Source organism: Amycolatopsis sp. NPDC047767 (assembly GCF_040704195.1).
In the GTDB taxonomy this organism is placed as follows: Bacteria; Actinomycetota; Actinomycetes; order Mycobacteriales; family Pseudonocardiaceae; genus Amycolatopsis.
On sequence record NZ_JBEYSJ010000003.1, the window covers coordinates 152,932 to 165,884 of the forward strand.

General features: G+C 70.5%; 15 protein-coding genes. 10 read left to right on the forward strand and 5 right to left on the reverse strand.

Annotation, left to right across the window (positions count from 1 at the left end; genetic code table 11):
• The first annotated feature begins 26 nt into the window (after positions 1 to 26).
• Together AB0878_RS06810 and AB0878_RS06815 are read left to right on the forward strand one after the other, a co-directional pair.
• Positions 27 to 455 carry a hypothetical protein gene (locus tag AB0878_RS06810; protein ID WP_366577250.1) on the forward strand — a complete coding sequence of 143 codons (429 nt, stop codon included), beginning with the start codon at positions 27 to 29 and terminating at the stop codon, positions 453 to 455.
• Complete coding sequence (locus AB0878_RS06815) at positions 452 to 1,549, forward strand: hypothetical protein (RefSeq protein ID WP_366577252.1); 1,098 nt, start codon at positions 452 to 454, stop codon at positions 1,547 to 1,549. The genes AB0878_RS06810 and AB0878_RS06815 overlap by 4 nt, the downstream gene beginning before the upstream one ends.
• Before the next feature lie 53 nt (positions 1,550 to 1,602).
• Here AB0878_RS06815 and AB0878_RS06820 read toward each other — a convergent pair whose 3' ends face one another.
• The 3 genes from AB0878_RS06820 to AB0878_RS06830 are packed head-to-tail and all read right to left on the reverse strand — an operon-like array spanning position 1,603 to position 4,295.
• Entirely contained in the window at positions 1,603 to 2,511 is a 909-nt protein-coding gene (locus AB0878_RS06820; RefSeq protein WP_366577254.1) for a glycosyltransferase family 2 protein, read from the reverse strand.
• The gene (locus tag AB0878_RS06825; RefSeq protein WP_366577256.1) at positions 2,511 to 3,326 is read right to left on the reverse strand and encodes an ABC transporter ATP-binding protein; all 816 of its coding nucleotides are present in this window, start codon (positions 3,324 to 3,326) and stop codon (positions 2,511 to 2,513) included. The genes AB0878_RS06820 and AB0878_RS06825 overlap by 1 nt, the downstream gene beginning before the upstream one ends.
• 3 nt (positions 3,327 to 3,329) lie before the next feature.
• Positions 3,330 to 4,295, reverse strand: coding sequence for an ABC transporter permease (locus AB0878_RS06830; protein ID WP_366577258.1), 966 nt, complete (start codon positions 4,293 to 4,295; stop codon positions 3,330 to 3,332).
• Between the two features lie 144 nt (positions 4,296 to 4,439).
• On the opposite strand from AB0878_RS06830, the gene AB0878_RS06835 reads away from it, so the two are divergent.
• Genes AB0878_RS06835 through AB0878_RS06855 form a run of 5 tightly spaced genes read left to right on the forward strand, consistent with a single transcriptional unit; the run spans position 4,440 to position 7,592 of the window.
• Positions 4,440 to 5,069 (forward strand): hypothetical protein, encoded by a 630-nt coding sequence (locus AB0878_RS06835; protein WP_366577893.1) that lies wholly within the window; start codon positions 4,440 to 4,442, stop codon positions 5,067 to 5,069.
• Between the two features lie 34 nt (positions 5,070 to 5,103).
• On the forward strand, positions 5,104 to 5,550 hold the full coding sequence (locus AB0878_RS06840; RefSeq protein WP_366577260.1) for a hypothetical protein: 447 nt from the start codon (positions 5,104 to 5,106) through the stop codon (positions 5,548 to 5,550).
• Positions 5,547 to 6,008, forward strand: a complete 462-nt coding sequence (locus AB0878_RS06845) for a GNAT family N-acetyltransferase (protein WP_366577262.1) — start codon at positions 5,547 to 5,549, stop codon at positions 6,006 to 6,008. The genes AB0878_RS06840 and AB0878_RS06845 overlap by 4 nt, the downstream gene beginning before the upstream one ends.
• A 32-nt stretch (positions 6,009 to 6,040) precedes the next feature.
• Positions 6,041 to 7,090 carry a pseudaminic acid synthase gene (gene pseI / locus AB0878_RS06850; protein ID WP_366577264.1) on the forward strand — a complete coding sequence of 350 codons (1,050 nt, stop codon included), beginning with the start codon at positions 6,041 to 6,043 and terminating at the stop codon, positions 7,088 to 7,090.
• 10 nt (positions 7,091 to 7,100) lie between these two features.
• Complete coding sequence (locus AB0878_RS06855; RefSeq protein WP_366577266.1) at positions 7,101 to 7,592, forward strand: DUF4345 domain-containing protein; 492 nt, start codon at positions 7,101 to 7,103, stop codon at positions 7,590 to 7,592.
• On the opposite strand, the gene AB0878_RS06860 is transcribed toward AB0878_RS06855, so the two are convergent.
• Both AB0878_RS06860 and pseB read right to left on the reverse strand, forming a co-directional pair.
• Positions 7,496 to 8,632 (reverse strand): aminotransferase class V-fold PLP-dependent enzyme, encoded by a 1,137-nt coding sequence (locus AB0878_RS06860; protein WP_366577268.1) that lies wholly within the window; start codon positions 8,630 to 8,632, stop codon positions 7,496 to 7,498. The genes AB0878_RS06855 and AB0878_RS06860 overlap by 97 nt on opposite strands.
• A complete protein-coding gene (gene pseB / locus AB0878_RS06865) occupies positions 8,625 to 9,608 on the reverse strand; it encodes a UDP-N-acetylglucosamine 4,6-dehydratase (inverting) (protein WP_364044034.1) in 984 nt (327 codons plus the stop codon). Before pseB ends, AB0878_RS06860 begins: the two co-directional genes overlap by 8 nt.
• A 62-nt stretch (positions 9,609 to 9,670) precedes the next feature.
• Here pseB and AB0878_RS06870 point away from each other — a divergent pair, with 62 nt between their 5' ends.
• The 3 genes from AB0878_RS06870 (at position 9,671) to AB0878_RS06880 (ending at position 12,657) form a co-directional block, all read left to right on the forward strand.
• On the forward strand, positions 9,671 to 10,408 hold the full coding sequence (locus tag AB0878_RS06870) for a glycosyltransferase family protein (protein ID WP_366577269.1): 738 nt from the start codon (positions 9,671 to 9,673) through the stop codon (positions 10,406 to 10,408).
• Positions 10,405 to 11,376, forward strand: a complete 972-nt coding sequence (locus AB0878_RS06875; RefSeq protein ID WP_366577270.1) for a spore coat protein — start codon at positions 10,405 to 10,407, stop codon at positions 11,374 to 11,376. Before AB0878_RS06870 ends, AB0878_RS06875 begins: the two co-directional genes overlap by 4 nt.
• A 138-nt stretch (positions 11,377 to 11,514) precedes the next feature.
• On the forward strand, positions 11,515 to 12,657 hold the full coding sequence (locus AB0878_RS06880) for an epoxide hydrolase family protein (RefSeq protein ID WP_366577272.1): 1,143 nt from the start codon (positions 11,515 to 11,517) through the stop codon (positions 12,655 to 12,657).
• Positions 12,658 to 12,953 lie beyond the last annotated feature (296 nt).

Consider the following 12,953-nt stretch of genomic DNA (forward strand, 5'->3'; position numbering starts at 1 on the left):
CCGTTGTCGTCAGTAGACTTCGGGTCATGACCTTGGTGGAGCCGGGACAGGTCGCCGGCCTGGACCCGAAGGCCGTCGCTGCTGCCGCGGCCGAGACGACGAAACTCGTGAACGCCGCGAAGTCGGGCAGCTTCAGCATCTCCGGTGAAGCGCTCGAGGGGCTGCGCCAGGCGCTGTCCGACATGGTGACGCGCGTGGACCGGCTGACCGGTTCCACGGCCGCGCTGGACCAGGCCCCGCAGCTCGGGAGCCACCCGTACGGGCACGCGGTCGCGGCCCACGACCTCAAGGCCGCCTCGCAGGACACCGGGTCCGTCCGGTCGGTCCTGGGGCAGTTCCGTGACGTGCTGACACAGGCCGACGAGGCCCTGGCCCGCGCCGGCGGCGTCTACCGCACCGGTGAGGACAGCGCCGTCGACGCGCACGCCGCCCACAAGACGGGGGACCTCGCATGACCGCGCCGCAGCCGGGGCTCGAGCCGTCCGACGCCGACTACCTCGGCCACACCCACGAGCAGCTCCAGCAGTTCGTGACCATGAACCTCGACCCGAAGCAGGTCGCCGACGTCTCCGCGGCTTACACCGAGGTCACCAAGGCTTTCGACGACTTCGCGACGCAGCTGACCGAGGCCGTGAACAAGTCCAAGGGCTCGTGGGAGGGCACCGCGGCCGAGAGCGCGCAGGCCTACTTCGCCACGCTCGGCTCGTGGGCCGACGCCACGGCGCAGAACGCGAAGCTCGCCGCGCAGACCGTCGACGACCAGGGCACGGCCGCGCAGCACGCGCGCAACGCGATGACCGAGCCGATCCCGTTCGACTGGACCGACGAGATGGCGCACTGGACCTCGGCCGGGCCGTTCGACCTCGGCGACACCGTCGACCAGTCGCTGAAGAAGCAGCAGGCCAGCCAGTCGGCGCACGAGCAGGCCGCGCAGACGATGTCGGACTACGACCACTCGCTGTACGCGGCCGCGTCGAAGCAGCCGGTGTTCGCGGACCCGCCGAAGTTCGGCGCGGGCAGCGTGTCCACGGCTTCGGCCGTCCTCCCCGCCGCGACCTCCACGGACCACCACGGCGGCGGTGGCTCCGACTCCGGCGGCCAGGTTTCGGCGGCGCCGAGCCAGATCACGGGCTCCGGCCACATGCCGCCCGCCCCCAACACGGCCACCACGGCGTCGAGCTTCGAGCCCGCGGCGGGCCAGCAGCAGGCCGGTGCCGCGGGCGCTTCGGGCGCCGGCGGCATGCCCATGGGTGCGATGCCGATGGGCGGCGGTATGGGTGCCGCCGGCGGCGGCTTCGGCGCCGACGAGGAGTACCAGTCCAAGTTCAGCCGTGGCGGCAGCTTCGGCCCGGGAGAAGGCGCCGCACCGGCTGCCGCGGGTGGCCTCAGCGGCGCGCCCGCACGGGCCGGCATGGGCATGGGGATGGGCGGCGGGGCCGCTCGCTACGAAGAGGACGAAGCGGACGGCTCGCGCTTCTTCTCCCATGTGGACGAAGACGACGAGTACGGCGCCGACCTTCGTGCCGCTCCGCCCGTGATCGGCGAGTAGACCTACGAAAAACGGGCCCTCGAACTGGTCGAGGGCCCGTTTTCGTGAGTTCGTCAGTACCGGTAGAACTTCTCCGCCCGGCCCTGGCGCACCAGCTTCAGCCACTGCAGGAACGCCTTCGGGTCGCGCTTCACGCCCACGAAGTACAGGCCGAAGCGGATCACTTCCAGGGCACCGATCTTGCGCATGCCCGGCTGCGAGAGCAGGTAACCACGGTTGCGGTAGGTGTAGTAGCGCTTGACCTCGTTCTCCGGGTCCTGCGCGTGGAACTTCCCGCCCAGCATGGGCTTGAACTCGTCCGAGCCGTCGGGGTGCAGGTAGGTCGTGCGCAGCGACGTGCCGAACGGCAGGCCCGAGCGCACGAGCCTGCGGTGCAGCTCCACCTCGTCGCCGCGGAAGAACAGGCGCAGGTCCGGCACGCCTGTGACGTCCAAAGTGGACGAACGGAACAACGCGCCGTTCATGAGCGACGCGATGCCCGGCAGGAAGTCCGTGCCCAGCTCCGCAGACGAGCGCTTCCACGTCAGTCCGCGCCGCAACGGGAACGCGAGCTTGGCCGGCGCGTTGATGTTCGCCACCACCGGCGAGATCTCCGCGAGGCCGCGCTTTTCGGCTTCCTCCAACAGGATCTGCAGCACGTGCTCGTCGGCGGGACGTCCGTCGTCGTCGGCGAGCCAGACCCACTCGGCGCCGAGGGCGAGCGCGTGGAGCATGCCGAGCGCGAACCCGCCGGCGCCACCGAGGTTCCGGTGCGACGGCAGGTACGTGTACGGCAGCGGGTACGCCTCGACGACGTCCCGCGCCGACTGGTCCGGGCCGTTGTCGACCACCACGAGGTGGTCGACCGGCCGCGTCTGCGCGGCGATGATCTTCAGCGAGTCCGCGAGCAGCTCACGACGGTGGCGCGTCACCACCACGCCGACGACGGCGCCCTCGGGCAGCTGCTGGGTCTCGCTGGTCATCATTCCCCGCCGTTCTTCGTGCCCACGGGCTCGATGCCGAGCCGCTCCAGGCCTTCCTGGCTCATGTTCTCGAACGGGTCGCGGCCCTTGTAGCCGGTGAGGACCTCGCGCAGCGAACCCTGCTGCTTGAGGTGGCCCTCGTCCATCCAGATCGCGGAGTCGCACAGCTCGAAGAGGAACTCGTCGGAGTGGCTCGCGAAAACCAGGATGCCGGAGCGCTTCACCAGGTCCTTGAGGCGGTCGCGGGCCTTGTTGAGGAACGCCGCGTCGACCGCGCCGATGCCCTCGTCGAGGATCAGGATCTCGGGGTCGATCGAGGTGACGACACCCAGCGCCAGCCGTACGCGCATACCCGTCGAGTACGTGCGCAGCGGCATCTGCAGGTAGTCGCCGAGCTCGGTGAACTCCGCGATGTCGTCGACCCGCTTCTCCATCTCCTTGGCGGTCATGCCGAGGAAGAGGCCGCGGATGATGATGTTTTCCTCGCCGGAGATCTCCGGGTCCATGCCGATGCCGAGGTCGAAGACCGGGGCGATCTTGCCGGCGATCCGGGCTGAGCCGCGGGTGGGCTCGTAGATGCCCGCCAGAAGGCGCAGCAGCGTGGACTTGCCGGCGCCGTTGTGGCCGACCAGGCCCACGCGGTCGCCTTCGCGCAGCTGCAGCGTCACGTCGTGCAGCGCCTCGATGATCGGCACCTTCTGCTCGGTGCCGATCCTGCCGCCGACCTTGCCGAGCACGCGCTTCTTCATCGACCGCGTCTTGGCGTCGAAGATCGGGAAGTCGACGAACGCGTTGTGGACGTCAATGCTGACCATGTGTCACACCCAATACGAGACGCGAGAGCGGTAGTTGCGCATGACCACGAGCGCGAGTCCCCAGCCGACGATCGTGATGGCACCCACCACGACCCAGCTGGTCCATCCCACGGTCTGCCCGATCAGCGGCGCGCGCACCACCTGCATGTAGTGGTAGAGCGGGTTGGCCTTGATGAACGGCAGCGCCCAGGAAACGCTGTCGCGCGAGCCGCCCGCGAGGAGCTGGTCGACCGGCCAGACGATCGGCGTGCCGTAGAACAGCAGCTGGATAAGGGAGTTGATCACCTGCGGGATGTCGCGGAAACGCGTCGAGATGATGCCCAGCAGCAGTGCGGCCCAGCACGCGGTGAGCCCGAGCAGCACGAAGCCCGGGATGGCGAGGAAGATGTTCCAGCTCAGGCCGGGGTGGCAGTACAGATCCGGCGCGCACGCTCCCTCGGGGTAGCCCGGCTCGGTACCCAGTGAGTACGGCTGGTTCAGCGCACCGAAGAAGATGATCAGCAGTACGACGTACACGACCATGTTGTGCGCGAGCATCAGGGTCTGGCGCCAGACGGTGCGGAGCACGTAGACGCTCAGCGGCGCGGGGAGCTGCTTGATCATCCCCTCGTTCGCGATGAACGTCTCCATGCCTTCACTCAGGCAGCCCTGGATGAAGCCCCAGATGATGAAACCCGTCGACAGGTACGGCAGGAACACCTGGATCGGCGTGTTGAACAGCTGCGAATACAGCAAGCCCAGCCCGAGCGCGATCACGCCCTGGCTGATCGTGATCCAGAACGGACCGATCACGGACCTGCGGTACCGCTGCTTGATGTCCTGCCAGCCAAGGTGGGTCCACAGCTCGCGGGCTGCGAGACCCTCCTTGATGTCGGTGATCGCCCTGGAGAACGTCTTGCGGTCCGACGCAGGGGGCATCGGCATCGAGACCTCGGGTTCGGCTACGTGAACCGTGCTGGTGGCATGCACGTGGACGAGGGTACCGATCGGAGGTCTCGTCCTCGGGACGCCCCGGCCCACGCGGGCGCCCGACCTGTCGATGCCGCACCGGACACACGGTGTGTCCTGGTAGTTTCTTGCCCCATGACTGCTGCTCTCGGTGCGGCGAGCTTGATGGTCGATCTCCTCGCGGCGTACGCCGATCGTCCCGACCCCAAATCGGTCGCGGTCGTCGGCAACCAGCCATTGGGCCCGGACCCGGCTCGGGCCAAGGCCGTGGACGACTGCGATCTCGTGATCCGCGTCAACGGTTTCGTCGTCGACGAGCCGGAAGGTCCGGACGTGACCGGGCGCAAGGTCCACGCGGTGGTCTTCAACCGCGCCGTGCGGGCCACTCGCCACGTTTTCCGTGACTACCGCAGCAGGCTGTACCTGCTGGTGGAGCCGGGCCGGCTGCACTGGGAACCGGAGGCGCTGCCGGGCTGGTGGCCCGCCGACCTGGGGTTCGTGCCGGTGCCCAACCGCGAGGTCGTGCTGCCGCTGTCCGACGCGCTCGGCCTGCCGACGCGCACGGAGTCGACGTGGTCGACCACCGGCACGCTCGCGGCGTGGATCGCGCGCACGTCGTTCCCGGATGCGCAGCTGGTCCTCACCGGGTTCTCGTTCATCGACAACCCGAACCAGACGTCGTGGGAGCACGCCGCCGGCGATTCCTGCATCGTGGGTCCCGAGCACCAGATCGCGGCCGAGGGCAGGCTGCTGGACTCGTGGACCCGGTCCGGCGACACCGTTCTGCTGCGCTGACCCAGTTTTTCCGAATCCCGAAGGAACCGTCCCCATGGCAGTCCAGAAACTCCGTTCCGGCTTCATCAACCGGATCGCCCGGCTCATCGACTTCCGCATCGAAGAGCGCATGCGCGACACGGTCCGCGACCTGAACCACCGCGTGAACGACCTCGAGCACGCGACCGCCGACCACCGGCGCCGGCTCGACGCGGCGGAGTCGAGCCTCGAGCACGCCCGGGGCGACCTGCTCTGGACGCGCGCCGAGCTCGACCGCATCATCCCGCACATCGCCGCGCAGGAAGCGCAGCTCGAGACGCTGCGGGAGTCGATGGTGCTCACCCCGCGCGCCGACAGCGCCGAGATCGCCGAGTCGCGGTCGCTGATCGAGGAGATCCAGCGCCAGCACGCGCAGATCCGCGTCCGGCTCGCCGGCATCGCGCGTTACGAGGACCGGCTGCGCCGCCTCGAGGACAACCGCCTGGCGCCGTCGGCCCCGTGAGCCCGCTCGCGGCTCGCGAGGCCACCGAGGCCGACGCCGAGCTGCTGCTGGCCTGGCGCAACGACCCGCGCACGCGGGAGGCGTCGCGGTCCAGCGGCGTGATCGCGCTCGCCGACCACCTGCGGTGGCTGCGTGGCGTGCTGGCTTCGCCGGACCGGCTGCTGCTGGTCGTTTCCGACGCCGACGGGCCTGTGGGCACGGTGCGGTTCGACCGGGAACGGCCGGGGGAGTGGGAAGTCAGCATCACGCTCGCTCCGGCGAGCCGTGGTCGGGGACTTTCCCGCGACGTGCTCACCCTCGGCGAACGAGTGCTCATCGAGCGTGAGGACGTGCGCGTGATCCTTGCGGCCGTGCACCAGGACAACGCGGCTTCGGCGGCGTTGTTCGAGCGCGCCGGATACGTCGAGTCGGCGCCCGCCGAGGACGGCTTCCGGTGGCTGCGCAAGACTCGGGGGTGACCCGCACGCGCACCACCGGGAGGACGCCACCCATGTCCGAAGTCCGCATCGGCGCCCACACGCTCGGCCCGGACCGGCCGCCGTTCGTCATCGCCGAGATGTCCGGCAACCACAACGGCGACCTCGACCGCGCGCTCGCGATCGTCGACGCCATCGCCGACACCGGCGCGCAGGCGGTGAAGCTGCAGACCTACCGCCCCGACACGATCACGATCGACGTCGACGGCCCCGCCTTCCGCATCGGCGACGGACATTCCTTGTGGGGCGGGGAAAACTTGTACAAGCTGTACGAAAAGGCCCAAACCCCGTGGGAATGGCACGAACCGATTTTCGAGCGCGCCCGCTCGCGCGGCCTTGAGGCGTTCTCCAGCCCGTTCGACCCGACGGCGGTCGAGCTGCTGGAGTCGCTGGACGTGCCGGCGTACAAGATCGCGTCTTCGGAGATCGTCGACCTGCCGCTGATCGATCTGTGCGCCCGCACCGGCAAGCCGCTCGTCATCTCGACGGGCATGGCGAGCATCGCGGAGATCGACGCGGCCGTGCAGACCGCTCGCGCCGCCGGCAACGACCAGCTCATCGTGCTCGGCTGCACCGCCAGCTACCCGGCCTCGCCGTCCGAAAGCAACCTGCGCGGCCTGCCGGTGCTCGCCGGCGTCACGGGCACGCTCGTCGGCCTGTCCGACCACACGCCGGGCATCGGCGCGCCGCTGGCCGCCGTCGCGCTGGGCGCCGTGGCGATCGAGAAGCACGTGACGCTCGCCCGCGCCGACGGTGGCGTGGACTCGGAGTTCTCGCTGGAGCCGGCCGAGCTGGCCGCGCTCGTCGTGGAGAGCCACCGCGCGTGGGAAGCCCTCGGCCGCCCGGTGATCGGCCCGCGCGAGAGCGAGAAGGAAGGCCTCCGCCTGCGCCGCTCCCTGTACGTCGTGGCAGACGTCCGCGCGGGCGACGAGGTGACGCCGGCGAACGTCCGGTCCATCCGCCCCGCCGGCGGCCTGGCACCGGCGGAGATCACGAACGTCCTGGGCCGCACCTTCCGCGTGGACGCGGCAAAAGGCACCGCTTTGACCTGGGACCTGATCTAGTCTCGGCCGCATGGCCCGAGCCAAGTCCCGCACAGCACTGCTGACCACCCTCGGCGTCCTCGGGGCGATCCCCGTCGCCAGCGGCCTGACGGCCATCCTGGGCGGTCCTTCCCGCGCCCCGGGCGGTGCACCTGCCGCGCCGAGCGTCGACAGCGAATACCGCTTCGTCAACACGTTCTGGACCGCGGCGGGCCTCGCGCTCTGGTGGTCGCTGCGTCACCCGGAAAAACGCGCGACGACCACCCGGGTTGTCCTCGGCACCGCCGCCGTCGGCGGGGTACCGCGGCTGATCTCGGCCCGGCGCGTGGGTGCGCCGCACCCGGTGTTCCGGGCCGCGATCGTGCTGGAGCTGGTCGTGGTGCCGCTGGTGATGGTGTGGCACGCGGTGGTGATGCGCGGTGCGGCTCAGACCCCGAAGAAGCTCCGCACCCCGTCCACAACCCGGTCCACATCCGCGTCCGTCAGGGACGGGAAGAGCGGCAGCGACAGCTCCTGCTCGTAGTACGCCTCGGCGTTCGGGCACAGGCCGCGGCGGTAGCCGAGGTCCTCGAAGACCGGGTGCCAGTAGGCGGGGATGTAGTTGACCTGCACGCCGATGCCCAGGCCGCGCAGGTGGTCGAACAGCGCGCGGCGGTGGCCGTCGAGGACGCGCAGCGGGTAGAGGTGCCAGACGGGGTCGGCGCCGGGGCGTGCGGGCGGGGTGAGGACGCCGTCGACGTCGGCCAGGGCCGCGTTGTAGCGCGCGTGGATTTCGGCGCGGCGCTTCTTGAACTCGGCCAGGCGCGTGAGCTGGCTGCTGCCCAGGGCGCACAGCACGTCGGGCAGGCGGTAGTTCAGGCCGAACTCGTGCACCTCCTGGTGCCAGCCGCCTTCGTCCGGGTAGCGCTGCTTCGTCTTGTCGCGCACCAGGCCGTGGTTGCGGAAGGCTTGGGCGCGGCCCAGCAGCTCCGGCGAAGCGGTGACGACGGCGCCGCCCTCGGCCGTGGTGAGGTTCTTGGTGGGGAAGAACGAGAACGTGGTCAGGTCGGCGAGCGAGCCGACCGGGCGGCCCTGCCAGCTGCCGCCCACGGAGTGCGCCGCGTCTTCCAGCAGGAGTGCGCCTGCGTTGTGCGCGACCTCGGCCAGCGCGTCGAGCTCGGCGGGGTGGCCGGCGTAGTCGACGGCTGCCACGACCTTCGTGCGGCTGGTCACCGCAGCGGCGGCCGCGGCGACGGAAAGGTTTCCGGTGTCGGGCTCGACGTCGGCGAATACCACCTTCGCGCCGTGCAGTGCGGCGGTGGCGGCGGTGGCCACGAACGTCATCGGCGAGGCCACGACCTCGTCACCCGGCCCGACGGCAGCCGCTGCGTACGCGACGTGCAGCGCGGCCGTCCCCGAGGTCACCGCGACGGCCGGGACGCCGCCCGTGTGCAGGGCCAGGTCGGCCTCGAACCGCGCGACGGCGGGACCGGTCGTGAGCCAGGCTCCGCGCAGGACCTCGGTGACGGCGGCGATGTCGTCGTCGGTGACGGACTGGCGGCCGTAGGGAAGAAAGTCAGGCATACTGCTCGACCAGCTTGCGAAGTTCGTCCGCTTCGAGCCACAGGTCGTTGGTGTCCGAGCGGTACGCGAACCCTTCGGGCATCGGCTTGCCGTCGGCGGGCGCCTCGTAGCCCCAGCCCGCCAGGTGCGGCTGCACGACGTACCGATCGGGCAGCTGCACGGTCCGGCGCGCGTCGTCGGGGGCGATCATCTCCTCGTGCAGCTTCTCGCCCGGCCGCACGCCCACCTCGTGCATCGGCGAACCCGGCGCGATGGCCTGCGCGAGGTCGACGAGCCGCATGCTCGGGATCCGCGGCACGTACAGCTCACCGCCGTGCATCTGGTCGAACGAGTCCACCACGAACTGCACGGCCTGCGGCAGCGTGATCCAGAACCGCGTCATGTCCTTGTGCGTGATCGGCAGCGACTCGCCCTGCTCGGCGAGCTTGCGGAAGAACGGGATCACGCTGCCGCGCGAGCCCATCACGTTGCCGTAGCGCACCACGGAGAACCGCGTGACGTGCGCGGCCGCGTAGTGGTTGCCGCTGATGAACATCCGGTCGGCGCACAGCTTCGTGGCGCCGTAGAGGTTGATCGGGCTCGACGCCTTGTCGGTCGAGAGCGCCACGACCTTCTTCACGCCGGTGTCGATCGCGGCCTCGATGACGTTCTGCGAGCCCATCACATTGGTCTGGACGAACTCGAACGGGTTGTACTCACCGGTGTCCACCTGCTTGAGCGCCGCGGCGTGCACGACGTAGTCGACGCCGTGCATGGCGCGCTCGAGCCGGCGGCGGTCGCGGACGTCACCGATGAACCAGCGCAGCCGCGGGTCGTCGTTGAACAGCTGCCGGGCTTCGTACTGCTTGAGCTCATCGCGGGAGAGCACGACCAGCCGGCTGGGGTTCAGCTCGGCGAGGGCGTGGGTGATGAACGCCTTGCCGAACGAGCCGGTCCCGCCGGTGAGCAGGATGCTGGAACCATCCAGCTCGGACATCGACGACCTCCGCGGTTGGGGTTCTTGGTTCTGGCGCGTTGCCGCAGGCCATCATGTCACCCATGCGTGAAGGCCTCGGCGTCAACGCCGTGATCCAGGCCCGGTCCTCCTCGACGCGCCTGCCGGGCAAGGTGCTCCGTCCCCTGGCCGGGCGCAGTGTCCTCGGCTGGGTCGTCCGTGCGGCGGCCGCCGCTCCCGGTGTGGACCAGGTGGTGGTCGCCACCTCGGACGCGCCCGACGACGACGCCGTCGCCGAAGAGGCTTCGCGGTGTGGCGCCCTGGTCGCGCGCGGCCCGCTCGACGACGTCGTGGCGCGCTTCGGCGTGGCCCTGGCCGCCTACCCGGCCGACGCCGTGATCCGGCTCACCGCCGACTGCCCGCTGCTCGACCCCGCGTTGATCGGCCGGCTGGCGGCGGTGTGGCGCGCGGAGCCGTCTCTGGACTACGTCAGCACCACCCTCGTGCGGACGCTGCCGCGCGGCTTCGACGCGGAGTTGGTGCGGGCTGCGGTGCTCGCGGAGCAGGTGGAGACTGCCGAGGGCCCCGACCGCGAGCACGTGACGTCGGCGATCTACCGGCAGTCCTCGCGGTACTCCTGCACGGGCGTCGTGGTGAGCCCGGCCGCCGACGACCTGCGCGTCACCCTCGACACCCCGGAGGACTGGGACCTGCTCGAGGCGGTGGTTTCGGTTCTGGGTGATGAGCCGGCGTCCTGGCGTTCGGTGGTTTCGCTGCTGCGTTCCCGGCCGGACCTGGTGGCGTTGAACGCGCACGTCGAGCAGAAGAAGCTCGGCCAGTGAAGCTCCTGCTCCGCGCCGACGCGTCCCCGGTGATCGGCGCGGGCCACATCGCGCGCGTCGTGGCCTACGCCGAGCGCGCCGTCGCCCGCGGCTGGGACGTCTCGTTCGCGGGCGCCACGGACAACGCCGAATGGCTGGCCTCCCGCTTCGCCGCGCTTTCGGTGCCGTTTTTGCCGGTTTCCGACTGGGCTTCCCTGGCCGCCGGCTTCGACGCGGTCCTCGTGGACCACTACTCGCTGGGCGACGTGCGCGGCGAGGTCAACGCCTCGGGCGCTCTGCTCGTGTCCCTTGAGGACGACACTTTCGGCCGCCGGCCCGCGGATGTCGTGGTGGACGCCGGGTTTTCGCCCGCGCCTCGCCCGGCGGATGGTTCCGGCGTGGTGCTTCGGGGCGTCGAATACACGGCGCTGCGCTCGGGGGTCTTGGCGGCTCGGGCACGACGCTCCGCTGTTTCTTCCGCGCCTTTGCACGTCACGGTCGTACTGGGCGGCGGCGCCGAATGGTCAGGCACGGTCAGCGTGCTGCTCCGCGCCCTCGCCGCCACCGGTGAGCCCTTCGCCGCCGACGCCCTCGTCCGCGGCGAGCCGGTGTTGCCGGTTTTGTCGGCCGGCCAGTCCCTCCGGGTCACCGCGCCGCACCCGGGCCTGCTCGACCTCCTGGCCACCACCGACGTCGCCGTCAGCGCCACCGGCGTCACCTTCCTGGAACTCTGCTGCCTCGGCATCCCGACGGCGGCGGTGCAGCTGGTGGACAACCAGGCCCCGGGCTACCGGGCTGCCGTGGATCTGGGCCTGGCCGTGGGGTTGGGCGAGGCGGGCTCGTTGGAGGATCGGCTGCCCGAAGTGGTTACCGCGCTGGGTTCCCTGTTGACGGACGCCGGTTTGCGGTCCTCTTTGTCCTCCGCTGCGGGGTCTACTGTGGACGGACTCGGCGCGGACCGCGTCCTCGACGTCATCGCCTCGTTGTGATCGGAATGAACGTCGATCCCGAGGAACGACGGTTGGTGGCGGAGGCGCTCGACGACCTTGTCGGCTGAGGTCCTCCCGGGTCCGCGATTCGGTGATTGAGGGCGGGATCTGTCCTCGAGGGGTTCTAGCGTTTTCGGCATGAACCTCACCCCCTTCCGAGTTCATGTCCCGCAAGCCGACCTCGACGACCTGCGCGAACGGCTCGCCCGGACGCGCTGGCCGGACCAGCCCGAGGGCGTCGGGTGGGAGCTGGGGATTCCGGTGGACGAGGTGAAGGACCTGGCGGAGCACTGGCGCCTGCGGTTCGACTGGCGGGCGGCCGAGGAGCGGATCAACGCGTTTCCGCAGTTCACCACCACCATCGATGGCGAGAACGTGCACTTCCTCCACGTCCGGTCGCCCGAGGAGGGCGCCACGCCGCTGCTGCTGACGCACGGCTGGCCCGGGTCGATCGTGGAGTTCCTGGACGTGATCGGACCGCTCGCCGACCCGCGCGCGTACGGCGGGGACCCGCGCGAAGCGTTCCACGTGGTCGTCCCGTCGATCCCCGGCTTCGGCTTCTCCGGCCCGACGCGCGACCGCGCCTGGGGCCCGGCCCGCGGTGCGCGGGCGTGGGCTTCGCTGATGACCACCCTCGGCTACGACCGCTTCGGCACCCACGGCGGCGACTGGGGCGCACTGATCTCCCGCGAGCTCGGCGTGCAGTTCCCTTCGCGCGTGCTGGGCGTGCACGTCACGATGCTGCCCACCGCCGTCGCCCGCTCGGAGTCGGACCTGGCGGGCTTGACCGGCGCCGACCTTTCGCTGGGCGAACGGTCGTTGGCGAAGTCCCGCGCTTTCCAGCACACCGGAACCGGCTACGCGATCATCCAGTCCACCAAGCCGCAAACGCTTGCGTACGGCCTCACCGACTCACCCGCCGGCCAACTCGCGTGGATCGCGGAAAAGTTCCGCTCCTTCTCCAACGCCCCGCACGACCTCATCGACCGCGACGACCTCCTCACCGACGTCGCGATCTACTGGTTCACCGGCACGGCCAACTCGTCCGCCCGCATCTACGCCGCCCTCGAAGGCCCCTGGGGCGCGCCCCTCCCCACCTCCACCGTCCCCACCGGCGTCGCCGCGTTCCCCGACGACATCGGCCTGCCCCTACGCCCCCTCGCCGAACGCACCGACCACATCGTCCACTGGTCAGCGTTTCCGGCCGGCGGCCACTTCCCGGCCCTCGAACAACCGGACGCCCTGATCGGCGACATCCGGAAGTTCTTCGGGAGCCTCTGAGCTGGGGGTGCGGACGGTCCCTTTGCCCTCGACCTGCCGCCGCGAGGGGACCTTTCGCGCCAGGGCCGCGCCGCGAGGGGACCTTTCGCGACCACGCGATGGCACGGCGGGACCGCTCACGCCCACCGGCACAACTGGTCCCCTCACACTCGGCTGGCCCGCACGAGAGGACCGTTCGCCTTCATCCGGCGGCGCGAAGGGACGTTTCGTGATCGCGCGGTGGCGCGGCGGGACCACTCGCACATCTGGCGGCGCGAAGGGACGGTTCACACCAGGGTTGTGGCGGTGAGGGGACC

Coding starts and splice junctions, on each gene's coding strand:
- AB0878_RS06820 (WP_366577254.1), bottom strand. CDS start 2,511: ATGACCAGCGAGACCCAGCAGCTGCCCGAGGGCGCCGTCGTCGGCGTG.
- pseI (WP_366577264.1), top strand. CDS start 6,041: ATGTCCGAAGTCCGCATCGGCGCCCACACGCTCGGCCCGGACCGGCCG.
- AB0878_RS06835 (WP_366577893.1), top strand. CDS start 4,440: ATGGTCGATCTCCTCGCGGCGTACGCCGATCGTCCCGACCCCAAATCG.
- AB0878_RS06880 (WP_366577272.1), top strand. CDS start 11,515: ATGAACCTCACCCCCTTCCGAGTTCATGTCCCGCAAGCCGACCTCGAC.
- AB0878_RS06870 (WP_366577269.1), top strand. CDS start 9,671: ATGCGTGAAGGCCTCGGCGTCAACGCCGTGATCCAGGCCCGGTCCTCC.
- pseB (WP_364044034.1), bottom strand. CDS start 9,608: ATGTCCGAGCTGGATGGTTCCAGCATCCTGCTCACCGGCGGGACCGGC.
- AB0878_RS06860 (WP_366577268.1), bottom strand. CDS start 8,632: ATGCCTGACTTTCTTCCCTACGGCCGCCAGTCCGTCACCGACGACGAC.
- AB0878_RS06840 (WP_366577260.1), top strand. CDS start 5,104: ATGGCAGTCCAGAAACTCCGTTCCGGCTTCATCAACCGGATCGCCCGG.
- AB0878_RS06810 (WP_366577250.1), top strand. CDS start 27: ATGACCTTGGTGGAGCCGGGACAGGTCGCCGGCCTGGACCCGAAGGCC.
- AB0878_RS06815 (WP_366577252.1), top strand. CDS start 452: ATGACCGCGCCGCAGCCGGGGCTCGAGCCGTCCGACGCCGACTACCTC.
- AB0878_RS06855 (WP_366577266.1), top strand. CDS start 7,101: ATGGCCCGAGCCAAGTCCCGCACAGCACTGCTGACCACCCTCGGCGTC.
- AB0878_RS06825 (WP_366577256.1), bottom strand. CDS start 3,326: ATGGTCAGCATTGACGTCCACAACGCGTTCGTCGACTTCCCGATCTTC.